20 protein-coding genes are annotated in these 21,679 nt (G+C 66.5%); 11 read left to right on the forward strand and 9 right to left on the reverse strand.

What is annotated here, in order from left to right:
* Positions 1–19: 19 nt before the first annotated feature.
* Positions 20–2,308 carry a xanthine dehydrogenase family protein molybdopterin-binding subunit gene (locus EJB06_RS05470; RefSeq protein WP_126073012.1) on the forward strand — a complete coding sequence of 763 codons (2,289 nt, stop codon included), beginning with the start codon at positions 20–22 and terminating at the stop codon, positions 2,306–2,308.
* Positions 2,309–2,312: 4 nt separating this feature from the next.
* Here the strand turns inward: EJB06_RS05470 and EJB06_RS05475 are convergent, their stop codons facing one another.
* The 7 genes from EJB06_RS05475 to EJB06_RS05505 all read right to left on the reverse strand — a co-directional run bounded on the left by EJB06_RS05475 (position 2,313) and on the right by EJB06_RS05505 (position 8,820).
* Positions 2,313–3,242 (reverse strand): DUF2059 domain-containing protein, encoded by a 930-nt coding sequence (locus EJB06_RS05475; RefSeq protein WP_126073013.1) that lies wholly within the window; start codon positions 3,240–3,242, stop codon positions 2,313–2,315.
* Between the two features lie 48 nt (positions 3,243–3,290).
* Positions 3,291–4,343 carry a hypothetical protein gene (locus EJB06_RS05480; RefSeq protein WP_126073014.1) on the reverse strand — a complete coding sequence of 351 codons (1,053 nt, stop codon included), beginning with the start codon at positions 4,341–4,343 and terminating at the stop codon, positions 3,291–3,293.
* 193 nt (positions 4,344–4,536) lie between these two features.
* Positions 4,537–5,694 (reverse strand): tetratricopeptide repeat protein, encoded by a 1,158-nt coding sequence (locus EJB06_RS05485; RefSeq protein ID WP_126073015.1) that lies wholly within the window; start codon positions 5,692–5,694, stop codon positions 4,537–4,539.
* A gap of 32 nt (positions 5,695–5,726) precedes the next feature.
* On the reverse strand, positions 5,727–6,767 hold the full coding sequence (locus EJB06_RS05490; RefSeq protein ID WP_164557828.1) for a tetratricopeptide repeat protein: 1,041 nt from the start codon (positions 6,765–6,767) through the stop codon (positions 5,727–5,729).
* 28 nt (positions 6,768–6,795) lie between these two features.
* Complete coding sequence (locus tag EJB06_RS05495) at positions 6,796–7,548, reverse strand: hypothetical protein (RefSeq protein ID WP_126073017.1); 753 nt, start codon at positions 7,546–7,548, stop codon at positions 6,796–6,798.
* A gap of 506 nt (positions 7,549–8,054) precedes the next feature.
* The gene (locus EJB06_RS05500; RefSeq protein WP_126073018.1) at positions 8,055–8,294 is read right to left on the reverse strand and encodes a hypothetical protein; all 240 of its coding nucleotides are present in this window, start codon (positions 8,292–8,294) and stop codon (positions 8,055–8,057) included.
* 103 nt (positions 8,295–8,397) lie between these two features.
* Positions 8,398–8,820 carry a thioredoxin family protein gene (locus EJB06_RS05505; RefSeq protein WP_126073019.1) on the reverse strand — a complete coding sequence of 141 codons (423 nt, stop codon included), beginning with the start codon at positions 8,818–8,820 and terminating at the stop codon, positions 8,398–8,400.
* Positions 8,821–8,885: 65 nt separating this feature from the next.
* Between EJB06_RS05505 and tsaB the strand changes: the two genes are divergently transcribed.
* The 4 genes from tsaB to EJB06_RS05525 are packed head-to-tail and all read left to right on the forward strand — an operon-like array spanning position 8,886 to position 11,980.
* Positions 8,886–9,602, forward strand: coding sequence for a tRNA (adenosine(37)-N6)-threonylcarbamoyltransferase complex dimerization subunit type 1 TsaB (gene tsaB / locus EJB06_RS05510; protein WP_126073020.1), 717 nt, complete (start codon positions 8,886–8,888; stop codon positions 9,600–9,602).
* Positions 9,599–10,069, forward strand: coding sequence for a ribosomal protein S18-alanine N-acetyltransferase (gene rimI / locus EJB06_RS05515; protein ID WP_126073021.1), 471 nt, complete (start codon positions 9,599–9,601; stop codon positions 10,067–10,069). The genes tsaB and rimI overlap by 4 nt, the downstream gene beginning before the upstream one ends.
* Complete coding sequence (locus tag EJB06_RS05520) at positions 10,066–11,031, forward strand: uracil-DNA glycosylase (RefSeq protein ID WP_126073022.1); 966 nt, start codon at positions 10,066–10,068, stop codon at positions 11,029–11,031. The genes rimI and EJB06_RS05520 overlap by 4 nt, the downstream gene beginning before the upstream one ends.
* Complete coding sequence (locus EJB06_RS05525; RefSeq protein ID WP_126073023.1) at positions 11,015–11,980, forward strand: DUF1853 family protein; 966 nt, start codon at positions 11,015–11,017, stop codon at positions 11,978–11,980. Before EJB06_RS05520 ends, EJB06_RS05525 begins: the two co-directional genes overlap by 17 nt.
* A gap of 9 nt (positions 11,981–11,989) precedes the next feature.
* Here EJB06_RS05525 and lplT read toward each other — a convergent pair whose 3' ends face one another.
* On the reverse strand, positions 11,990–13,252 hold the full coding sequence (gene lplT / locus EJB06_RS05530) for a lysophospholipid transporter LplT (protein WP_126073024.1): 1,263 nt from the start codon (positions 13,250–13,252) through the stop codon (positions 11,990–11,992).
* A gap of 127 nt (positions 13,253–13,379) precedes the next feature.
* Between lplT and alr the strand changes: the two genes are divergently transcribed.
* The 5 genes from alr (at position 13,380) to EJB06_RS05555 (ending at position 19,131) form a co-directional block, all read left to right on the forward strand.
* On the forward strand, positions 13,380–14,486 hold the full coding sequence (alr, locus tag EJB06_RS05535) for an alanine racemase (RefSeq protein WP_126073025.1): 1,107 nt from the start codon (positions 13,380–13,382) through the stop codon (positions 14,484–14,486).
* Positions 14,479–15,855, forward strand: coding sequence for a DNA repair protein RadA (gene radA, locus EJB06_RS05540; RefSeq protein WP_126073026.1), 1,377 nt, complete (start codon positions 14,479–14,481; stop codon positions 15,853–15,855). Before alr ends, radA begins: the two co-directional genes overlap by 8 nt.
* Positions 15,856–15,902: 47 nt before the next feature.
* Entirely contained in the window at positions 15,903–16,235 is a 333-nt protein-coding gene (locus EJB06_RS05545) for a PilZ domain-containing protein (RefSeq protein ID WP_126073027.1), read from the forward strand.
* A 146-nt stretch (positions 16,236–16,381) separates the two neighbouring features.
* Positions 16,382–17,749: a flagellar filament capping protein FliD gene (gene fliD / locus EJB06_RS05550; protein WP_126073028.1), complete on the forward strand. Its 1,368-nt coding sequence runs from the start codon at positions 16,382–16,384 to the stop codon at positions 17,747–17,749.
* An 11-nt stretch (positions 17,750–17,760) separates the two neighbouring features.
* Positions 17,761–19,131: a glutamine synthetase family protein gene (locus EJB06_RS05555; RefSeq protein ID WP_126073029.1), complete on the forward strand. Its 1,371-nt coding sequence runs from the start codon at positions 17,761–17,763 to the stop codon at positions 19,129–19,131.
* A 12-nt stretch (positions 19,132–19,143) separates the two neighbouring features.
* On the opposite strand, the gene EJB06_RS05560 is transcribed toward EJB06_RS05555, so the two are convergent.
* On the reverse strand, positions 19,144–20,121 hold the full coding sequence (locus EJB06_RS05560) for an Rpn family recombination-promoting nuclease/putative transposase (protein WP_126073030.1): 978 nt from the start codon (positions 20,119–20,121) through the stop codon (positions 19,144–19,146).
* Between the two features lie 376 nt (positions 20,122–20,497).
* Between EJB06_RS05560 and EJB06_RS05565 the strand changes: the two genes are divergently transcribed.
* Positions 20,498–21,679 carry a type II secretion system F family protein gene (locus tag EJB06_RS05565; protein WP_126073031.1) on the forward strand — a complete coding sequence of 394 codons (1,182 nt, stop codon included), beginning with the start codon at positions 20,498–20,500 and terminating at the stop codon, positions 21,677–21,679.

Consider the following 21,679-nt stretch of genomic DNA (forward strand, 5'->3'; position numbering starts at 1 on the left):
CGCACGCCATGAGAATGCAATGAGCCAGAGCACACCGAAGAACAAGACACGCCGCCGTTTCCTGCTCGGCGGCCTGGCCGCCGGCGGCGCGCTGCTGGTGGGCTGGGGTCTCCAGCCGCCGCGCCAGCGCCTGCATACCGCGCAGCCGTTGGCGCTCGGCGGCGGCGCGGTGGCCCTCAACGGCTGGGTCGCGATCGCGCCCGACGGCACGGTGTCGGTGGTGGTGCCGCGCTGCGAGATGGGGCAGGGCGTCAACACCGCGCTGCCCATGCTGCTGGCCGAGGAACTCGACGTGCCGCTGGCGCAGGTGCGCATCGCCCAGGCGCCGATCGACAAGATCTTCAGCAACATTGAAGTGCTGCGCGAGACCTTGCCCTTCCATCCGGACGACCGTGGCGGCGTCAAGGAGGGGGCGCAATGGATGCTCTCCAAAGTGGCGCGCGAGATGGGCATCATGATGACGGGCGGGTCGAGCAGCATCAAGGATGCCTGGCTGCCGATGCGCGAAGCGGGCGCCGTGGCGCGCGCCATGCTGGTCGCCGCCGCCGCGAAGGAATGGGGCGTGCCGCCCGCGCAGTGCAAGGGCGTCGCCGGCTTCGTGGTGCACTCCGGCGGCAAGCGCGCCTCGTACGGCAGCCTGGCGGCCAAAGCGGCAGCGGCGGGCCTCGATATCGGCCCTGGCGATGTGCGCCTCAAGGAGCCGGCCGAATTCACGCTGATCGGCACGCCCCAGGCGCGCCGCGATTCGCCGGCCAAGGTGAATGGCAGCGCCATCTTCGGCATCGATGCGCGGCCGCCCGGCATGCTGTACGCGGCGGTGACGATGTCGCCGGTGGTGGGCGGCAAGGTCGCCTCCTTCGACGCGGCGGCGGCCAAGGCCATGCCCGGGGTGGTGGCGGTGGTGGGCCTGGCGCCTCCCGCCAGCCACAGGACCGGTGCCGGCGCGGGCGTGGCGGTGATCGCCGATACCTATTGGCGCGCGCGCCAGGCGCTAGTCGCGCTGGCCGTCAAATGGGACGAGGGCGCCAACGCGGGCCTGTCGAGCGCCGCGATCTTCAGGCAGTTCGCCAGCGCGCTCGATACCGAATCGGGCTTTACCTATCACGAGAGCGGCGACGTGGCCGCCGCCGCGGGCAAGGCCGGCTTGAAGACCATCAGCGCCGAATACCGCGCGCCGTTCCTGGCGCATGCGACCATGGAGCCGGTCAACTGCACCGCCCAGGTGGCGGGCGGCAAGGTGCGGCTGTGGGCGTCGACCCAGGTGCCGAGCATGTGCGTCGACATGGCGGCCAAGGTGGCGGGGGTCGAGCGCGCCGACGTGGCGGTCGACGTGCTGCTGCTGGGCGGCGGCTTCGGACGCCGGCTGGAGGTGGACATGGTGGGCCAGGCGGTGGCGCTGGCCATGGCGGCAGGCGGCAAGCCGGTGCAGCTGGTCTGGTCGCGCGAGGACGACATGGCGCACGATGTGTACCGGCCGGCCGCGCTGGCGCGCTTTACGGGCAGCGTGGACGCGAAGGGCGCCATCGTCAGCTACGACAACAAGTCGGCCAGCGGCTCGATCGCGCACCAGTATTTTCCGCGCAACCTGGGCCTGCCCGGCGTCGGCCCGGACAAGACCACCGCCGAAGGCGAATACGACATGCAGTACGAGATCGCCAACCAGCGCGTGGTGCACGTGATCGTCGACAGCGCCGTGCCGCTCGGCTACTGGCGTTCGGTCGGGCACTCGCACAATGCCTTTTTCAAGGAGAGCTTCATCGACGAACTGGCGCATGCGGCCGGCCAGGATGGAGCGCCGTTCCGGCGCGCGCTGCTGGCGCGCCATCCGCGCCACCTGGCGGTGCTCGATGCGGCGCTGGCCAGGGCCGGGGCGGCGCCGGCCGGACGCGCGCACGGCGTGGCGCTGCACCAGTCGTTCGGCAGCATCGTGGCGCAGGTGGCCGAGGTGTCGGTGACGGACAAGCGCATCCGCGTGCACCGCGTGGTGTGCGCGATCGATTGCGGGCTGGCGGTCAATCCCAACATCATCGCGCAGCAGATGGAGTCGGCGGTGGTGTTCGGCCTGTCGGCCGCGCTGGGAGGGGAGATCACGGTAAACAACGGGCGCGTCGAGCAGGGCAATTTCGGCGACTATCCGGTGCTGCGGATCGACAGCACGCCCGAGGTGGAAACGGTGATCGTCAAGAGCGCCGAGCCGCCCGAGGGCGTCGGCGAGCCAGGCACGCCGCCGATCGCGCCGGCGGTGGCCAATGCGCTGTTCAAACTGACCGGGCAGCGCTTGCGCAGCCTGCCGCTGCGCCTGGCCTGAGGGCTTACTTCGTGCCGATGATTTTGACCAGTTCCGGCACCAGCACCGGGAACACCTTTTCCTGCAGATAGGTGTTCATGCGCACCTGCAGTTCCGCCTCGGCCTTCTTGGCCTTGACCAGCTGGGCGCGGCGCGCCGGCTTCTTGTTGTCGTCGATGATGGCGTGCATTTCCGCTTCGCTCAGCGCATCGGCCAGCAGGCGCGCCTTGAGGGCGGTGATTTCGTCGAAGGTGATCTGGTCCCTGATGCGGGCCCCGTAGGTCTTCATCTGCGCTTCCATCTTGGCGGCCTGTTCGCCCATGAACATGGCGGCGCTTTGCATCATGCGCGCTTCGATCGTGCCCATCATGGCGTCGAACTCCTCGCGCACGCCCGGGTAGTCGCCCAGCATGGTGCGCGCCAGCGCTTCCTTCCGGTTCGCCGGCGGCGCCGGCGGCGCCACCGCCGGCTTGGGCGCGGCGTCGTCCTGGTCGATGATGGCGTCGACCCGTTGTTCGATGTGCTGGCCGATGGCCGGCAGCTGGGCGATCAGGGCCGGCGTGAGCTTGTTGGTGATGAGCTGGCCGACCGGCCCCTGCGCGTGCACGGTCATTCCCTGCACGTCCGCTTCGTCGAGCAGCTTCTGGTAGCTCTCGATCGCCAGCGGTTCGAGCACGGGCCAGTTGATGTATTTGCGGATGGTCTGGTCGGCCTTGTCGTAGACCGCCTTCTTGCCGGCCTTTTCCTTCGGATCGGTTTCTTCCTTCCAGTCCCTGGCCTGGGCCGCCGAAATGGTTTCGATGGCGTTGTCGGTCAGGCTGGCGACCTTGGCGACCTCGAAATAGCGGCGCAGGCTTTCCTTGGTGGCCGGGGCGGCGTGGGCTTGCGCCATGGCCAGGGTGAACAGGAGTGCGGTGGCGGCGTAGCGGCCGGCGCTGATCAGCGATGTGTGCATGAAGGCTTTCGTTAAGGTAATCGCGGTACTTGGCATGGTGGACCTTTTTCAGGGGCGGCGCGCCTGCGCCACGGCGCGCATCCACTGGTTGGATGCGGGCACGAACAGCAGGATGGTCCCGGCCAGCGCGATCAGCTGGCTGATGGTGGCCAGCGTGCCGTACAGCGGCGAGATGACGAACGCCGTCTTGACGGCCGAATAGGCATTCAGGAAGCCGATCACGGACATGACCAGCCAGATCCAGCGTGCCACGTTCGAGCCGCGCGCGATGAAGTACATCAGGACCAGCATCAGGACGATGCCGAACGCAATGCCGCCGTAGACGACATTCTTCATCCAGCCGTCGCCCAGCGGAACGTTCTGGGTGGCGAGCACCTCGGGCATGTAGATCACCCCCAGCACCATGCCGGCCACCGCGTTGAGCAGCAGCAGCCCGACGGCCACGGTGACCGTGCGCGCGCGCGGCGGCAGCGTCACCGGACCCGCGGGCGCGCCGGCCATGGCGCCGGGCGGCGCGTACGGATGGTAGGACTCGCCCTGCAGCGGGGCGGCGGCCGGGGCGGCGCTAGCGAAGGCCGGATTGAGGCGCGGATTGTTGCGGATATCCTTGATCTGGCGGAACCAGGCATTCGACGATGGCGCAAACAGCATGCACGAGAGTACGAACAGGACCAGGTACACGGCGCACTTGGCCATGGCCGCCTGCGGGGCATAGCTGAACATCAGCGCCAGCGAGCCCACCGCAACCAGCAGGCCCATCAGCATGCAGACCAGCATCCAGACCCAGCGCGCCCAGTTGTGTCCGAAGGCGATCAGCGCCAGCACGCCGAACATGAGGGCCGCGATGAACAGCGAGCTGTTGAGCTGGCTGGCGCGCATTGCGTCGCGCGGGAGCTTGTCGGCCCCGGGCGTACTGCTCAGGGAGGCAATCTGGGCGGAGAGGGTCGCCAGGTCGATCGCGGTCAGCACCAGGATGCAGGCGGCGATCAGCGCCAGCACGACCAGCAGCAGGCGCGGGCGCGGCACGGCAACGCCGTAGGCGGCGGCGGTCTCGATGACGCCGCCGGAAGCGCCGGCGTCGGGGGAGGACTGTGGAGTCATGGAAGTCTCTTCAAGAGTGGAGGTTCGGCCGGCAGCGGCGCCGGCGGCGAGGACGCTGCCGGTGCGCGGCCCGGCATCAGCCAATGTACACAGATCGCGGCGCCAGGTCCATCGGCGCGCGTGCCGCCGGCAGCGCCAGCGGCTGCGGCCTGGCGCGGGTGGATCGGCAATCCGCTTCAGCCCGCAGCGCGCATCATTTCAGGAACGCGGCCAGGGCTTGCCTGGTGTCGCAGGCCACCTTGGCCGCCTTGGCCTTGGCCAGCCAGGCCGCCGATTCGTCGGCGTTGGCGCTCACGCCCTCGCCGTGGCGCAGCGCGCGCGCGTAGCGGCATTGGCCGGGCCCGTTGGCCGCCTCGGCGGCCTGCTTGTAGAGCGCCACCGCCTTGTCGCGGTCGGCGGGAGCGCCGCGTCCCATGAACAGCATGTCGCCCAGGTTGACGGTGGCGTCGAGGTTGCCGCCGTCGTGGGCACGCTCGAAATACTCGCGCGCCTTTTTCACGTCTTTCGGCAGGTTCTTGCCGCTCTTGTAGAACGTGGCCAGGTTGTTGAGCGCGGCCGGATTGCCCTGGCGCGCAGCCCGTTCGTACCAGGCGATCGCGCGGCGCACGTCGGCCGGGCCGCCGCGGCCGAACTGGTACATCACGCCCAGGTGATGCTGGGCCTGGCTGTCTTCGCCGGCCGCGGCCAGCGACAGCCACTTGCGCGCCTTGGCATAGTCGCGCGCCACGCCATCTTCGCCGGTCAGGTAGATCATGCCGAGGATCGACTGGGCGCGCACGCTCGGCGTATCGGCTTCGGCCGCCTGCAGCAGCAGTTTCAGGCCGGCGGGACCGTCGCGCGGCACGTCCAGGCCGAAGAACAGGGCCTGGCCGGCATAGAAGGCGCTGTTGGCGTCGCCCAGGCCCGCGCCCTGGCGCCACAGGCGCAGCGCTTCGGCCGGGTCCTTGGCCACGCCGCTGCCGTTGGCGTGGCGCACGCCGAGCGCCAAGTAGGCGTCGGGATAACTGGCGGCCGCCGCCTTGCGCGTCCACTCCAGCGATTTGGCGGCGTCGGCCGGCACGCCGAGGCCGTCGCGCAGCATCAGGCCGATGTTAAATTGCGATTCGCTGTGGCCCTGTTCGGCCAGCGGCAGCCATTGGGCGTAGGCCGCCGCGTGGCGGCCGGCGGTCGAGTGCTCGAGCCCGAGGTCGCGCCGCAGTTCCCCTTCTTCGGTCAGCTTGCCGTTCGATACCAGGATGCCGTACTGGACCGCGGGCTTGGCGGCGGGATCGGTGGCCGGGGCCGATACGCAGCCGGACAGGATGAGGGCGGCAGCCACGCTGGCGAAAAGGGGGCGGAGGGCGATGGTCATGGGATGGATGCTTGCTGTTAAGTGTTAATGATTTATTTGGCGAGGCTGTCGGCGGCGGCGCGGTCGAGCTTGCGCAGGCGGACCAGGGCCTTGCGCCGCGCCGGCTGGTCCTGGCGCAGGCTGTGCAGCACCACCAGGCTGGTCCAGGCGTTGGCCGAGTTCGGATCGAGCGTGACCGCCTTGTTCAGGGCGATCAGCGCCTTGGCGAAATTGCGTTTTTGCAGATAGCGCACGCCCAGCCCGTGCCAGGCGGCGGCGTAGGTCGGATCGAGACGGATCGCGCGCCGGCTGGCGTTGACGGCGTCGTCGATGCGTCCGATCGAGGCCATCGAATTGCTCATGCCATGCCACACGGCCGGATCGTCGGCGCGCTGGCGCACGGCATTGCGGTAGACCTGCAGCGCGAAGGCGAACTTGCCTTGCGCGTGCAGCAGGGTGGCCAGGGCGACCGCCGTGTTCTCGCGCGCCGGCGCCAGTTCCAGCGCCTTGCGGTAATCCTGCTCGGCCTCGCTCATCTGGCCCAGTTTTTCGTGCACCGTGCCCAGGGTGTGCCAGGCGAAGCTGCTGGCCGGGTCGAGTTCGATGGCGTTGAGCAAGGCGGTGCGGGCCGGCTGGTACTTGCCGGAGGCGGCCAGCACCGCGCCCAGGTTTTCGGCCACGGCCGGCAGGGTCGGGTCGGCCTTGTGGGCGCGCTCGTAGTAGCCGATCGCGGCGTCGCGCTTGTCGCGGCTGCTGGCGATGTTGCCCAGCTCGTTCAAGGTCTGGGCATCGTCCGGCGCCAGGCTCAGCGAACGCTTGAGCGAGACTTCGGCCTCGGCCAGTTTGTCGAGGTGGTGCTGGGCCTTGCCGAGGTAGTACCAGGCGCGCGCCGAGCCGGGATTGCTGCGGGTCCAGGCGCGTGCCAGCGGCAGCACCTCGGTCCAGCGCTGCTCGACCACCAGGGCGGCGATGGTGCTGTCGCCCAGGCTGTCGATCTGGGCGCGCACGGTATCGTCGGCGGGCGGCTGCGGCGTGGCGCCGTGGGCGCCGAGCGAGAGGGCCAGGCAGGCTGCGGCAATCGAAGTTTTCAACATGGCGGTACGGGCGGAAAGAAGCATGATGTCAGCGGTCGTCGGATGAAATGGAAGACAGGTTGATGCCTGGCCTGGTGTTTTTCTTTGGAAGCTTGAAGTCTTTCCTGAAACTGAGGTAAGCGGGCGTTTTCATGATCTTGGCGAACTCCGGGTCGTCGTCCAGCGCCAATTTGCGCAGGTCGGCGCGGGCCAGGGTGTCGAACAACTGCGGCTGATACTTGTTCTTGGCGAGGGCGTTGGCCTTGAGGTAGACCGTGGCGCGCGTTTCGTAGAAATTATCGAGCACCGAGTCGTCTTCGATCGGCGAGACGGTCGCGAAACATTGTTCGATCTGGGCGATGGCTTCCTCGTGCTGGGCCAGCGTGGTGGCGGCCGCGCTGTGCTCCCAGGCCAGCATGTTGTGGCAGGCGCGGCGCGCGGCGCGCACCACGTTGAATTCCTCGAGGTAAGGCCAGTCGTTCGACGCCAGCACCTTGACCGTGCGGCGGCAGCTTTCCAGCGCCGCTTCCTGCTCGCCCATTTCGACCAGGGCGAAGCGCTTGAAGTCGAGCACGTAGGCCCACTGCGATTTTTCGCCGTAGGACGGGTCGGCCTTGGCGAGGGCTTTTTCGAGCTCCGTCACGGTTTCCTTGACGCTGGCGTAGCGCTTCTCGCTCATGGCCTTTTGGGCCGCCTTCATCTGGGTGTCGAAATAGTCGTCGAATTTATCGTCGCCAGCGGCCAGCGCGGGGCCGGCGAGGGTGGCGGAGAGGATCAGGCTGAGGAGTCGTTGAGCGTTCATTCGGGCGCGGAAGTGATCCAATCCGGCACCGGTTTTGCGCGCCGGCAGGCTGTCGCCGGCGTCGCTCCCGATGTCGTTTTAGAAGAGTTTCAATAATTACACGGAGGGTCGACAGAATACCAGTAAATGGTGCTCTAAGGACAATCTTCGTGCAAGTACAAGATATTCGCCAGCCAGGAATGGTGGCGCAGGAGGCATTCGGCCATCAAAAATCCCCGCATTGCGGGCTTGGCCAAGGTGTCGACAGGAGCGCGCTCAGTGCAACGACCTAGCGCCGGCAAGGGCGAGTCCGGCCAAGGGGATATTGCGGACTGCCAGCGCTATGGCGGTACGTATCGAGCATGTCCGCATCCTTGCCTCAGGTGCCGCCATGTTGGCGTCGAGTCCACGCGCTTGTGCCGGCATGGCCGCTTGCATGGCAACTTGTAGAGCTGCAAGGTCGGCCTTGGTGGCGTCATTGGAGAGGATTTGATGATGCGGGCTGCCATGATGCCCATTAGCTACAGCTAATTAATCCATTTCGCGGCGGCGAAGGCGGCACCGGCCAGCGTGATGGCGCTACCGATGAACCATTTCAGCATCCTTGTCTCAAGTGCCGCAATGGCGGCTTGCAGTGCTGCGATGTCCGCCTTGGTGGCGTAGTTGGAACGGATCACCGCAATGTCGCACTCCACGGCGGAGAGGCGCTCGAGGATCTTTTCTACGGCCAACTCAAGTCTGACAATACGGGCTTCCATGATGTCCATTATCTGCGCTTTCGAAAAAGTGATCAATCAGGACATGCAATGGTGCGCGGACGGCCTTCGGCCACGGTTGACTTGAGTCAAACGAATTCATGCCTGCCCGGTGTCAGGCGCGCCGCAGCAGTGCGCGCAGGTTGCACTGCTGCTGCCATTCGCGCCGCTCCTCGCTGCTGCGTGCCTGGAGCGCCAGGTCCGCGTCCGATTGCGCCACCTGGGCCAGGATCAGCCGCTCGGCCAGCGCCGGGTCGGGCAGCATGGTGCCGAAGAAGGTGACCATGTCGTGGCGCTGGATCAGCAGGGTGGGGAAGTTGTCGACATCGAGGTCGCCCACCACCTCGGCCTGGTCTTCGATGTCGATCCAGATGAAATGCTTGTCGGGATGGCGCGCGGCCAGGCCCTCGAAGGCGGCGCGGTAGCCGGCGCAGGTGCCGCACCAGGCCGCGCACAGGCAGGCGACGATCCAGCGGTCGTCACCCAGCGCTTGCGCAATGCTGTCGCGGTTATCGGAATCGAGTGTGTGGCTGTGCATGAGCGGCATTCTACATCGGGCGACGAAGCCCTGCTTGCCAAAGCGCGGTCGGGTTAAAATACCGTATGTCTATTATTCTCGCTATTGAAACCTCGTCCGAGATGGCGTCCTGCGCCCTGCTGCGCGGCGACACCGTCATCGCCCGCGAATCGTCCGGGGTGCGCACCCACTCGCAATCGATCCTGCCGATGGTGCAGGAACTGCTGGCCGAGGCCGGCCTCTCGCTGAAGCAGTGCGACGCCATCGCCTTCGGCGCCGGTCCCGGCTCGTTTACCGGCGTGCGCACCGCCTGCGGCATCGCCCAGGGCCTCGCTTACGGCACCGGCTTGCCGGTGCTGCCCCTGATCACGCTCGAAGCGATGGCCGTGGCCTGCCGCCAGTTGCATGGCGCCACCGATGTGGTGGCCGTGCTCGACGCCCGCATGGGCGAAGTCTACTGGGCCCAGTACCGTTTCGACAGCGCCGCCGGCCTGTGGCGCGAACTGGCCGCGCCGGTGCTGTGCGCGCCGGGCGCCGTGGCGCCGCTGCCGGCGGAGGGCCCGCTGGCCGCCTGCGGCAACGGCCTGGCGGCCTATCCCGACGCCTTTCCTGCCTCGGCGTTCGGCGCCAGCTACCCCGACATCATGCCGCACGCCGCCCAGCTGGCGCCGCTCGGCCGCGCCGCGCTGGCCGCCGGCAGGGCCGTCGGCGCGGCCGAGGCCCAGCCGCTCTACCTGCGCAACAAGATCGCCTACACCAGTGCGGAACGCAGCGCGATCAACGCCGCCAAGGCCGCCGCATGAGTGCGCTGCGCGACGATGACCATCTGGTGTACGCACCGATGGTGGTGGGCGATGTCGACGAGGTGTTCGCGCTGGAACAGCAGGTATATCCGCATCCCTGGACGCGCGGCAATTTCACCGATTCGCTCGGCAGCGGCTACAACGCCTGGGTATTGCGCGAGCGCGGCGGGGCGCTGCTCGGCTACTTCCTGCTGATGCCGGTGGTGGACGAAGCGCACCTGCTCAATGTGGCCGTGGCGGGCGAGCGCCAGGGAGAAGGCCTGGGCCGCTACCTGCTCGACAAGATCGCCGCCTGCGCGCGCGGCCTGTCGATGGAATCGATCCTGCTCGAAGTGCGCCCGTCCAATCTGCGCGCCCTGTCCGTGTACGAGCGCTATGGCTACACTGAAATCGGCCGCCGCCGCGGCTACTATCCCGCCCATGACGGCAAGCGCGAGGATGCCATCGTGATGAGGTTCGTCTTATGAGTACCAGCGCGCGCGACAGCGCCTTTTTGCACGAGATGGGCATCGGCCCGCTGTGGACCCTGCGCAATGCCGCCGTGGCCGACGACGCGCTCGCCGACGACGTCGCGGCCCCGCTGCCGGAAGCCGCGCCCGCGCCAGCGGCCGCACCTGTCGCCCAAGCTGCCGCCGTGCCTGTCGCCCAAGCTGCCGCCGTGCCTGCCGCACAAGCTGCCGCCGCGCCTGCCGCCGTGCCTACCGCCGTGCCTGTCGCCGTGCCTACCGCCGTGCCCCCCGCCATGCCGGTGCCGCCGGTGCCCAGGACCGCGCCGCCGGCCGCCGCGCCCGCCGCCGATTCGGCCTGGGGCGAGGAGCCGCCGGCGCCGCCGCCCACCGAAGAAGAGATCGCCGCCATGGACTGGGGCCAGCTCAGGAACGCCATCGCCAACTGCACCCGCTGCGGCCTGTGCAAGGGGGGGCGCAAGCCGGTCTACGGCAACGGCGCGCAGCAGGCGCGCTGGCTGGTGGCGGCCGGCGCTTCCACCGCGTCCGACGAAAAGGAGCGCCAGCCGCTGTCCGGCGAACCGGGCAAGCTGCTGGTCAACATGCTGGCCGCGGTCGAACTCTCGCGCGAGAGCAATGTCTACGTGACCAACCTGATCAAATGCCGTCCGACCAGCGCCAACGGCGGCGACCGCGCCCCGAGCGCCGAGGAAGCGCAGGCCTGCCGGCCGTACCTGGACCGCGAACTGGCATTGTCCGGCGCATCGATGGTGCTCACGCTCGGCCAGATCGCCGCCAACGCCCTGCAGGGCAAGCCCTTGCAGGAAGCGCTGGCAGGATCGCGCGGCCAGGTGCACGAGGTCGGCGGCGTCAAGCTGGTGGCCACCCTGCATCCGGGCGAGCTGTTGCGGCGCGGCGCCGACAAGGCACTGGCCTGGGCCGATCTGTGCCTTGCACGCGCGCACGATGGCCGGCCCGGCTGACAACTACCAGGCCGGCTTCGAGCGGCGCTGGGGACGGCTGGCGCAGCCGCACGTGCGCGCGCTGGCCTGGCTGCTGCATGCGCCCGACCTGCTCGATCCGGCCGACCCGCACTGGGAAGGCCGGATCGCCAGCCTGGGCGTGCTGCCGGCGGCGGTCGACGACTGGCTGATCGGCCTCGATGCCGATCCCGCGCGCCTGCTCGACATGCTCGGCACGCGCAATTACACGCGCCTGGGCCTGTATGCCGAAAAGCTGATGGCCTTCTATTTCCAGGAACATGGGCAACTGGTGGCGCACGGCTTGCAGGTGCGCGCCAGCCGCAACGACACGGTCGGCGAGTTCGATTTTTTGCTCGACCATGGCGACGGCGGCCTCGAACACATCGAGTTCGCCACCAAGTTCTATCTGCTGGAAGGCACCGCCGCCTCGCGCTTCGACACCTTCGTCGGCCCCAACCTGGCCGACAGCCTGGGCGCCAAGATGCGCAAGATTTTCGACAGGCAGCTGGCGCTGGGCGCCCATCCGGCGGCCCGGTCCGTGCTGCCGCGCCCCGTCACGCGGGCGCGGGCGCTGGTCAAGGGGTGGCTGTTTTATCCGGGCGGAGCGGGGCAGGCGATGGACGGCATCTCCGGCCAGCACTGCCGTGGTTTCTGGTGCGCGCTGGGCGATGTGGCGGCCCAGGCGCCGGAGGCCTGGGTCATCCTGCCGCGCCTGCAATGGCTGGCGCCGTTCCGCTCGTCCGATCAGGAACGATTGCTCTCGCGGCAGCAATTGCACACTGTCCTGGCAGAGAAATTCGCGGCGGTGCCGATGCCGCTGCTGGTCGCCAGCGTGCGCGCGGCGGACGGCGGCCTGGTCGAAACGGGACGCGGTTTCATCGTCCCTGACGACTGGCGCGCACGCGCCGCCTTCCGCCAGCAGATCGTGCGGACGGAAAGCGGCGGCTAGCCCGCCTGATCAGTGCTTGTGCTCGCCGATCAGGGCGAGTGAGTCGTGCTCGGCCTGGTTCATCTTGTGCTTGCGCATGATCAGGAACATGATGCCGGCCACCGACAGGCCGAAGCCGATGATGACGATATTCAAGTCCACTTTCAGGGTGATCAGGATCGCGTACACCGCCAGCATGGTCAGGATCGACAGGTTTTCATTGAAGTTCTGCACGGCGATCGAGTGGCCGGCGCTCATCAGGACGTGGCCGCGGTGTTGCAGCAGCGCATTCATCGGCACCACGAAGAAGCCCGACAGCACGCCGATCAGCAGCAGCAGCGGGTAGGCGATCATGACCGAATGCACCATGGTCATGCAGACCACGACGATGCCCATGGCAATCCCGAGCGGGATCACGGTCAGCGACTTTTTAAGGGGAATCATCTTGGCCGAGGCGGCCGCCCCGACCGCCACGCCGAGGGCGACGATGCCGATCAGGGTGGTGGCCTTGTCGAGCGGCATGTGCAGCGATTTCTCGGCCCACTTGAGCACGATGAACTGCAAGGTCGCGCCCGCGCCCCAGAACAGGGTGGTCACGGCCAGCGAAATCTGGCCCAGCTTGTCCTTCCACAGCAGCGAGGAACAGTTGGCGAAGTCGGCGATCAGCTTGGCCGGATTGCGTTCCTGGTGCTCATACTTGGCCAGCGTATCGGGAATGCGCAGGTTGAACAGCGTGGCCAGGATGTAGACGGCCACGACCACGCACAGGGCCGCTTCGGTGGTGCTGTCGATGCCGGTCTCGATCAGCGGCACGTCGAAGCCGAGCATGTAGGCCGAGGCCTTGGCGCTGACCAGCGCACCGCCCATCACGGTGCCGAGGATGATCGACATCACCGTCAAGCCTTCGATCCAGCCGTTGGCGGCAACCAGTTTCTCGGGTGGCAACAATTCAGTGAGGATGCCGTACTTGGCCGGCGAATACACCGCCGCGCCGAAGCCGACCACGGCGTACGCCAGCAGCGGGTGCACGTGGAAAAAGATGAGGGCGCAACCGAACACCTTGACCAGGTTCGCGATGAACATGACCTTGCCCTTGGGCATGGAATCGGCGAAGGCGCCGACGAAGGGCGCAAGGAGCACGTAGAAGAGGACGAAGGAGAGCTTGAGCAAAGGCGTCAGCGAAGCCGGCGCATTCATGGAGATCAGCAGGTCGATCGCCACGAACAGCAGGGCATTGTCTGCCAGCGACGAAAAAAACTGCGCCGCCATGATGGTGTAAAAACCACGATTCATTCGAGAAGTCTAAAAGCTAGTGTGGGTTGCTTTATACCATGAATGGCTGGGAAGCCAAAGAAATCGGCACGTCGGAACGGGCTGCGTCCGGTAAAATACAGGCTCGCCAATTTCCCCATTTCGCACCATGCCGCGCCCGCTTATCGCCACGATTCACCTTGATTCCATGCAGCATAACCTGATGCGGGCGCGCGACTGCGCACCGCACGCCAAGGTGTGGGGGGTGGTCAAGGCCAACGCCTACGGCCACGGGCTCGAACGGGGCATGCGCGGCTTTGCCGGGGCCGATGGCCTGGCCCTGATCGAAACCGAGAACGCGCTGCGCCTGCGCGAACTGGGCTGGACCCGTCCGATCCTTTTGCTGGAGGGGATTTTCGACGCCGCCGACGTCGACTTGCTGGTGCGCCACCAGCTCAACAGCGCGGTGCATTGCGCCGAACAGATCGCCCTGCTGGAACAGGCCACCCTGGATGGCCCCATCGACCTCCACCTCAAGATGAATACCGGCATGAACCGGCTCGGCTTCCGTCCCGAAGCCTTCGGCGCCGCCTATGCCCGCCTGCGTGCCATTCCCGCAGTGCGCGAGATTACCCTGATGACCCACTTCGCCAATGCCGACGAGCTCGAACATCCGCGCCTGACCGTGCTGGAACAGGTGCGCCGTTTCTGCCTGGGGGCGGACGGCTTGCCGGGCCAGCGCAGCCTGTCGAACTCGGGCGGCGTGCTGCACCAGGCGGCGCTGTCGCACGAATTGTCGAACGACTGGGTGCGTCCCGGCATCATGCTGTACGGCGGCACCCCGGGCGGGCGCAGCGCGGCCGAATTCGACCTGCGCCCGACCATGACCCTGTCGAGCGAGATCATCGGCGTACAGGACCTGGTGGCCGGCGACTCGGTCGGCTACGGCAGCGGCTTCCAGGCCGACTGGCCGATGACGGTCGGTGTGGTGGCCTGCGGCTACGCCGACGGCTACCCGCGCCACGCGCCGCACGGCACGCCGGTGCTGGTCGACGGCGTGCTCACCAAGCTGGTGGGGCGGGTCTCGATGGACATGATGGCGGTCGACCTGACCCATGTGCCGCGTGCCGGCGTGGGCAGCAAGGTGGTCCTGTGGGGCGCCGGCTTGCCGATCGATACCGTGGCGAACGCCGCCGGCACCATCGGTTACGAATTAATGTGCGCGCTGGCGCCCCGCGTGCGCGTGGTGGAAGGCAATCTGGATATCCATGGCTAAAGCTAAAACGCAATACACCTGCAGCGAGTGCGGCGGCATCAGCAATAAGTGGACAGGGCAGTGCGCCGCCTGCCATCAATGGAACACCATGGTCGAGACGGTGGTCGACACGCCCGGCGTGAACCGCCTGTCGCAGACCCAGCACAAGAGCCTGGCGCAAACGGCCCCGGTATTGTCGCTGGCCGACATCGAGGCGGTCGACGTGCCGCGCTTCGGCACCGGCATCGAGGAATTCGACCGCGTGCTGGGCGGCGGCCTGGTCTCGGGCGGGGTGGTGCTGATCGGCGGCGACCCCGGCATCGGCAAATCGACCCTGCTGCTGCAGGCGCTGGCGAATATCTCGCATGCCAAGAGTACTTTATATGTGAGCGGCGAGGAATCGGGGGCCCAGATCGCCCTGCGCGCGCGCCGCCTGGGCGTCGATGGCAAGCAATTGAAGCTGCAGGCCGAGATCCAGCTCGAGAAAATCCTCGGCACGCTGGCCGACCTGAAGCCCGAAGTGGCGGTGATCGATTCGATCCAGACCGTGTATTCCGACGCGCTGACCTCGGCGCCCGGTTCGGTGGCGCAGGTGCGCGAATGCGCCGCCCAGCTGACCCGGGTGGCCAAGCAGACCGGCGTGACCATCATCCTGGTCGGCCACGTGACCAAGGAAGGCGCGCTGGCCGGGCCGCGCGTGCTGGAGCATATCGTCGACACCGTGCTGTACTTCGAGGGCGACACCCAGTCCAGCTTCCGCCTGGTGCGCGCGATCAAGAACCGCTTCGGCGCGGTGAACGAGCTGGGCGTGTTCGCGATGACCGAAAAAGGCTTGAAAGGGGTGTCCAACCCGTCGGCCCTGTTCTTGTCGCAGCACGACAACCAGGTGCCGGGCTCGTGCGTGATGGTGACGCAGGAGGGCACCCGGCCCTTGCTGGTGGAAATCCAGGCGCTGGTCGATACCAGCCACCTGCCGAATGCGCGCCGCCTCTCGGTGGGCCTGGAGCAAAACCGGCTGGCGATGCTGCTGGCGGTGCTGCACCGGCACGCCGGGATCGCCGCCTTCGACCAGGATGTCTTCATCAATGCGGTAGGCGGGGTCAAGATTACCGAACCGGCGGCCGACCTGGCGGTGTTGCTGGCAATTAATTCGTCGATGCGCAGCAAACCGCTGCCGCGCGGGCTGGTGGTATTCGGCGAAGTCGGGCTGGCGGGCGAAATCCGGCCGGCGCCGCGCGGACAGGAGCGCTTGCGCGAAGCGGCCAAGCTCGGCTTCTCGATTGCGATGATTCCCAAGGCCAACGTACCGAAGCAGAAAATCGAAGGCATGACCATCGTCGCGGTCGAACGGATCGACGAAGCATTTAACAAACTGCGTGAGCTCGATTAATAACACATGTTGCAATTTGGCATTATAATGTGTGACTCTGCATGGTAATGGGCGACAACGTGTTTAACGAACAAAGACTGACGCAGCGAAAATTGTTAAAAGTAAAAGCTCTCGTGGCGGTGGAGGGCTGTGCCCCGATCACGGTCAAGACGGTGGATGTGGGGGCGAACGGGATGTGCATCGTGTCGCCCGACCCGATCCAGGTAGGCGCAAACGCGCAATTGCGCTTCGACCTGTTCGTGGACGGCAGCATGACCACGATCGATGTCCGTGGCCGCGCTTCGTATTGCATTTTGAGCCATGGCGACTTCAAGGTCGGCTTTAACTTCCTCAATCTCAATTTGTCGGGGATGACCCAGCTGGCCAAGTTCATGAAGTAAGGCATAAGGACGAGGCTCGCCTGCGCACGGCGCAAGACGCTTGCCCGGCGCCCTTGCCCTGCCTCAGGCCTGCGCCGGGAATTGCGTGAAGCGCGGTGGGCGAATGTGTTACCTTTACGTTAAACGTGAATCAAAGGTAAAACATCATGGCCGTGCCGATCAATTCCAACAGTGTCCTGGGTGGCCTCAAGTCGGGCAACGCCGCCTCCGCCGAGATGTATGGCCGGGTCAACAAGAGCCTGTTCGCGCAGCATGCCGGCGTCCAGAAACTCACGGCCCAGCTGAGCCGCGACCAGACCCGCCTGTCCGGCCTCGGCCAGTTGCAGAGCGCGCTGGCGAATTTTCAATCGCTGACCCAGTCGCTGTCCGGCACCGGCTTGCAGACCGGCGCCACCTCGTCGAGTCCCAATGTCCTGACTGCCCTGACCATGACGGGCGCCAAGGCGGGCACCTACGCCATCGACGTGCAGCAACTCGCGCAGTCGCAAACCTTGCTGGCGCGACCGCAAAAAGACAAGGACGCGCCGATCGGCAGCGGGCTGCCTTCCACCATCAAGATCGAATTCGGCAGCGAGGCGGGCGGCGCGTTGACGCCGAACGGCAGCGCTCGTTCGATCACGATCGACAGCACCAACAATTCCCTGCAGGGCATGGCCGACGCCTTCAAGGCGGCCGGCATCGACGCCAGTATCGTCAAGGGTAGCGGCGGCTTCGCGCTGCAGCTCAAAGGGCCGGAAGGCGCGGCCGGCAGCATGCGCATCAGCGCGGGGGGCGACGCCGCCGTGGAGAAGCTGCTGGCCTACAATCCGGCCGGACTGAAGAACCTGACGGCGAGCAGCGCCGCCCAGGACGCGGTGCTCAATATCGACGGCAAGCGCGTCACCAGTTCCAGCAACGTCATCACCGGCCAGATCGGCGGCACGGCGCTGGCGCTGGCAGCCAAGGGCAGTACCAAGGTCGTTGTCGCGCAGGAAACCGGCGCCATCGCCAAAAATATCGGCAATTTTGTCGATGGTTTCAACAAGCTGTCGTCGACCTTGCACACCTTGCAGCAGGGCGGCCTCAAATCCGATCCGGCGCTGCGCCAGGCGCAGGATCAGCTGACGGCCATGATACGAAGCAATAGCGAAGCGCTGGAAAAAGCCGGCGTCACGCTCGACAAGGGCGGCAGCCTGAAGATCGACGCCAAGGCCCTGGCGGCGGCGGTGCAGGCCGATCCGAATGCCGTCGGCAAGCTGTTTACGGACGGCGGCAAGGGGATTGCGGACAAGCTGGACGCGCAACTGGGCCAACTGCTGGGCGCCGGCAGCAGCATCGGCAAGGAAAAGCTCAGCGTCGAGCGCAGCGTCACTACCCTGACCGGCCAGAAGACGGCGCTCACCGGCGCGCTCAATGCCCAGGCCAGCAACCTGGTGGCGCGCTACACCGAGATCAGCCAGGGTGGCGGCGCCAACAGTGCCTTGCCCGGCCTGCCCGGCGCAGGGGCGCGTTCGCTGTTCGACTTCATGGCCTGAGGAGATGTGGAATGGCGGTTCGCAAGAACTTTACTTTCAGCGATATGGACCTGTGGCTCAACCAGCGCCAGGTCACCGAAATCGAATGCCTGGTGCCGGACCTGACCGGCGTGGCGCGCGGCAAGATCCTGCCGCGCACCAAATTCACCAACGAACGCGGCATGCGCATGCCCGAAGCCGTGCTAGGCATGACAGTGACCGGCAATTATCCGGCCGACGACGTCGCCTATTTCCGCGCCATTTCACAGACCGACCGCGACATGGTGCTGCGGCCCGATCCGTCCACCATCACCATGGTGCCCTGGGCGCTCGATCCGACCGCCCAGGTGATCCACGACTGTTATTTTTCCGACGGCAGCCTGGTCGATTTCGCCCCGCGCAGCGTGCTGCGGCGCGTGCTCAAGCTGTATGCGGACAAGGGCTGGTCGCCCAGCGTGGGTCCGGAGCTGGAGTTTTACCTGACCGCCCGCAACAACGATCCCGACCTGCCGCTGCGCTCCCCCATCGGCCGTAGCGGGCGCGCCGAAACCAGCCGCCAGATCTACAGTATCGACGCCGTCAACGAGTTCGATCCGCTGTTCGAGGATATCTACGATTTCTGCGAGCTCATGCAGCTCGATGTGGATACGCTGATCCACGAGATCGGCGCCGGCCAGTTCGGCATCGACCTGCTCTCCTGCGAGCCCCTGGCCATGGCCGACAATGTGTTTTTCTTCAAGCGGACCCTGCGCGAAGCGGCGCTCAAGCACAATATGTACGCCACCTTCATGGCCAAGCCGCTCGCCAACGAGCCGGGCTCGGCGATGCACGTGCACCAGGGCGTGAGCGACAGCGCCACCGGCCTGAACCTGTTCAGTACGGCGGAAGGGGCGCCGTCGCCGGCGTTTTATCACTATATCGGCGGCTTGCAGCGCTACATGCCGGCGGCGATGGCGCTGGCCGCGCCCTACGTCAATTCCTACCGGCGCATCGTGCGCCACACCACCGCGCCCATCAATGTGCAATGGGGGCTGGATAACCGCACGGTCGGCTTCCGGGTGCCGGAGTCGGCGCCGCAGGAGCGCAAGGTGGAAAACCGCGTGATCGGCGCCGATGCCAATCCCTACCTGGCGTTCGCCGTGACCCTGGCCTGCGGTTACCTGGGCATGACGCAAGAGATCGAACCGAGTCCGATGACGGTCGGCAGTGCGCATGCGCTCGATTTCGAACTGCCGCAGGGTTTGCCGCAAGCGCTGAGCTTGTTACGCGCGGAGGACAAGTTGCGCGACGTGCTCGGCGAGCGCTTCGTCGATGTGTACGCGGCCATCAAGGACCAGGAGCACCTGGAATTCATGACCGTCATCAGCCCGTGGGAACGCGAGCATCTGTTGTTGCACGTGTAGGGCGGGAAGGGCTCACTGTTCGCCGTCGCCAAACACCGCATCCAGGCTCGCTGCGGTCAGGCCGCGTTTGAACCATCGATCGAGCTGTGCGTGCGTACCCTGTTCGATGCGCTGCAGCGCCGGCGCGGGCAGCTCGCCGAAGCGGGAGCGCAGCAGGGTGTCCACCATGGCGCGTAGCGCGATCAGCTTGCCTTCAGCCTTGCCTTCGGCGCGCCCCTTTTTGAAGCCGATCGACTCGAATTCTTCCGCCCATGTCAAGAGTTTTCTTCCCATGTCGGCAATCTCCTCCATATTCTCCAGGGAAAACGGTCCCGGTTTGCCGGACCGCCGCTCCACCACGCGGTTCGCCCATCGTGCGACCGACCGGCGCAGACCGCGCTGTGGCCTTGCGCACAGCCAGGTAATCAGCGCCGGCACAATCTCCTCTACGACCTCGGGAGCCGATGAAAGTTCGAGCCGGAACAAGAGTGCCAGCACATTGGCCGTCGTTTTCAAGGTGCTCTGGTCGAGACGCTTCTGGTCGATCAGCACGTAGCGCTGGGCCGGCTGGAACGGCGCCAGTCCGGCGGGCGCTGCCATCAGGACGCCGGCCAGATCCAGGCTGGCACTCCAGCGCCGCTGGCCGTTGTAAAAGACCAGCGGCAGTACCGGTGGCAGCAGTTTTCCGCGCCGCAATTCATGACGTTTTCCCAGGTCCTGGTAGAGCAAGCCGATGTAGGTCTGCATGCGCACGGCCATCAAATGCTCGACGCTCGCCTGGAATTCCAGGAGAACGTAGACGTGCAAGCCAGCGCCGAGCTGCACGCGCCACACCATGTCGCCCTCGCGCCGCACTGCGCGCTCGCTGACATAGGTGGCATTGATCCGCTTGAAACACGACAGGGCGATCCCGCCGAACAGCTTGAAGGGCGTGAAGCCGGCAAGCAGATCGCGCACCAGTTCCGGGTGGGCGAACAGCGCACGGTAGCCAATGTCGTGGTGGGCGGTCATGGCGCATTGTAGCGAGCGACCTGCTGCGTCTTTTGCGCTGCCTCAGGCGCGCGCGGCGCACGAAACAGGCGATCCGGTGTCGCATCCTCATCCCGCTCCGCTGCCACATCAGCTGATGATCTTGCAATAAAAAATTGCCAATTCCGTGTCTTTAAAGTCACATATCCAAATGACATCAACAGGAGTAGAATGCGAATTGGTCAGGCCGCATAGTAAGTGGCTGGACCGATGATGTGCAAGTGGGCGTGCACCTGCCTAAGGTGGCAAACCACAGCGCCTTCCACCCAGGATGATTTTGAAAGCAGGGGCAGCATGAATCCATTTCCACGCCGGCAGTTGCGCGGCATTGACGCCAGCCTCGCCCGCTGATCCGCCCGTGCGCTTCGCGATTCGTGCCGTAGGACCCGACAACCGGGTCCAGATGCTGGAACTGGACGCCAGCGATGCCAGCGCCGCATCGCGCGCGGCCGTGGAGCGGCGCCTGACCGTGCTCGAAGTACGGCCGGTGGCGCTCACGGCCCAGCACCGCGGCAAGCGCTTTTCCCTCGTCCTGTTCACCCAGGAGCTGCTGGCCCTGCTCGAAGCGGGCCTCGGCCTGGTCGAAAGCCTGGAAGCGCTGAGCGAAAAAGAATCCCACACCGATACCGGCGCGCTGCTGGCCCGCCTGCTGGCGCGCATGCGCGACGGCTTGCGCTTTTCGGTGGCCATCGCGGCCGAACCGGCATCGTTCCCGCCGCTGTTCGGCGGCATCGTCAAGGCGGCCGAGCGCACCAGCGACCTGCCGCAGGCGCTCACCCGCTACATCGAATACCAGGTGCGTGTCGACGGCGTGCGCAATCGCCTGGTCAGCGCCTCCATCTATCCGGTGATCCTGCTGACGGTCGGCAGCGCGGTCAGCATGTTCCTGCTCGGGTACGTGGTACCGAAATTCTCCGCCGTCTACCAGGGCAGCGGACGCGAACTGCCGATGCTGTCGCAGTGGCTGATCAAGTGGGGCGCCGCCGTCGCCGGCCATGGTCCGACGATCCTGACGGCGCTGGCCGCGACCGGCGCGGCGCTGTTCTTCTGGCTGCGCCGGATGCACCGTTCCGGCCAGCTGATGCAGTTGTTCACGCGCCTGCCGGGCGTGCGCGAGCGCATGCACATCCTGGAACTGGCGCGCCTGTACCTCACCCTCGGCATGCTGCTCGAAGGCGGCATCGCCGTGGTCGCGGCGCTGGACATGGTCAGCGGCGCCATTTCGCCGGGGCGGCGCGCGGCGCTGGCGGCGGCGCGCCACGCCATTGCGCAGGGCGGCAGCTTTTCCGAGTCGCTCGAACGGAACGGATTGACCACGCCGATCGCGCTGCGCATGCTGCGCGTGGGGGAACGCTCCGGCCAACTGGGGCTGATGCTCACGCGCGCCGCGCTGTTCTACGACGCCGAAACCACCCTGTGGATCGAGAAATTCAGCAAGACCTTCGAACCGGTGCTGATGGCCGCCATCGGCGTCGTCATCGGCGCCATCGTGGTGCTGCTGTACATGCCGATCTTCGACCTCGCCGGAACCCTGCAATGA

This window comes from Massilia atriviolacea (assembly GCF_003953935.1).
GTDB classification, from domain to species: Bacteria; Pseudomonadota; Gammaproteobacteria; order Burkholderiales; family Burkholderiaceae_D; genus Telluria_A; species Telluria_A atriviolacea.

Excerpts from the sequence above, each read along its gene's own strand:
- EJB06_RS05470 (WP_126073012.1), top strand. The coding sequence starts at position 20 with ATGAGCCAGAGCACACCGAAGAACAAGACACGCCGCCGTTTCCTGCTC.
- EJB06_RS05475 (WP_126073013.1), bottom strand. The coding sequence starts at position 3,242 with ATGCACACATCGCTGATCAGCGCCGGCCGCTACGCCGCCACCGCACTC.
- EJB06_RS05480 (WP_126073014.1), bottom strand. The coding sequence starts at position 4,343 with ATGACTCCACAGTCCTCCCCCGACGCCGGCGCTTCCGGCGGCGTCATC.
- EJB06_RS05485 (WP_126073015.1), bottom strand. The coding sequence starts at position 5,694 with ATGACCATCGCCCTCCGCCCCCTTTTCGCCAGCGTGGCTGCCGCCCTC.
- EJB06_RS05490 (WP_164557828.1), bottom strand. The coding sequence starts at position 6,767 with ATGTTGAAAACTTCGATTGCCGCAGCCTGCCTGGCCCTCTCGCTCGGC.
- EJB06_RS05495 (WP_126073017.1), bottom strand. The coding sequence starts at position 7,548 with ATGAACGCTCAACGACTCCTCAGCCTGATCCTCTCCGCCACCCTCGCC.
- EJB06_RS05500 (WP_126073018.1), bottom strand. The coding sequence starts at position 8,294 with ATGGACATCATGGAAGCCCGTATTGTCAGACTTGAGTTGGCCGTAGAA.
- EJB06_RS05505 (WP_126073019.1), bottom strand. The coding sequence starts at position 8,820 with ATGCACAGCCACACACTCGATTCCGATAACCGCGACAGCATTGCGCAA.
- tsaB (WP_126073020.1), top strand. The coding sequence starts at position 8,886 with ATGTCTATTATTCTCGCTATTGAAACCTCGTCCGAGATGGCGTCCTGC.
- rimI (WP_126073021.1), top strand. The coding sequence starts at position 9,599 with ATGAGTGCGCTGCGCGACGATGACCATCTGGTGTACGCACCGATGGTG.
- EJB06_RS05520 (WP_126073022.1), top strand. The coding sequence starts at position 10,066 with ATGAGTACCAGCGCGCGCGACAGCGCCTTTTTGCACGAGATGGGCATC.
- EJB06_RS05525 (WP_126073023.1), top strand. The coding sequence starts at position 11,015 with ATGGCCGGCCCGGCTGACAACTACCAGGCCGGCTTCGAGCGGCGCTGG.
- lplT (WP_126073024.1), bottom strand. The coding sequence starts at position 13,252 with ATGAATCGTGGTTTTTACACCATCATGGCGGCGCAGTTTTTTTCGTCG.
- alr (WP_126073025.1), top strand. The coding sequence starts at position 13,380 with ATGCCGCGCCCGCTTATCGCCACGATTCACCTTGATTCCATGCAGCAT.
- radA (WP_126073026.1), top strand. The coding sequence starts at position 14,479 with ATGGCTAAAGCTAAAACGCAATACACCTGCAGCGAGTGCGGCGGCATC.
- EJB06_RS05545 (WP_126073027.1), top strand. The coding sequence starts at position 15,903 with ATGGGCGACAACGTGTTTAACGAACAAAGACTGACGCAGCGAAAATTG.
- fliD (WP_126073028.1), top strand. The coding sequence starts at position 16,382 with ATGGCCGTGCCGATCAATTCCAACAGTGTCCTGGGTGGCCTCAAGTCG.
- EJB06_RS05555 (WP_126073029.1), top strand. The coding sequence starts at position 17,761 with ATGGCGGTTCGCAAGAACTTTACTTTCAGCGATATGGACCTGTGGCTC.
- EJB06_RS05560 (WP_126073030.1), bottom strand. The coding sequence starts at position 20,121 with ATGACCGCCCACCACGACATTGGCTACCGTGCGCTGTTCGCCCACCCG.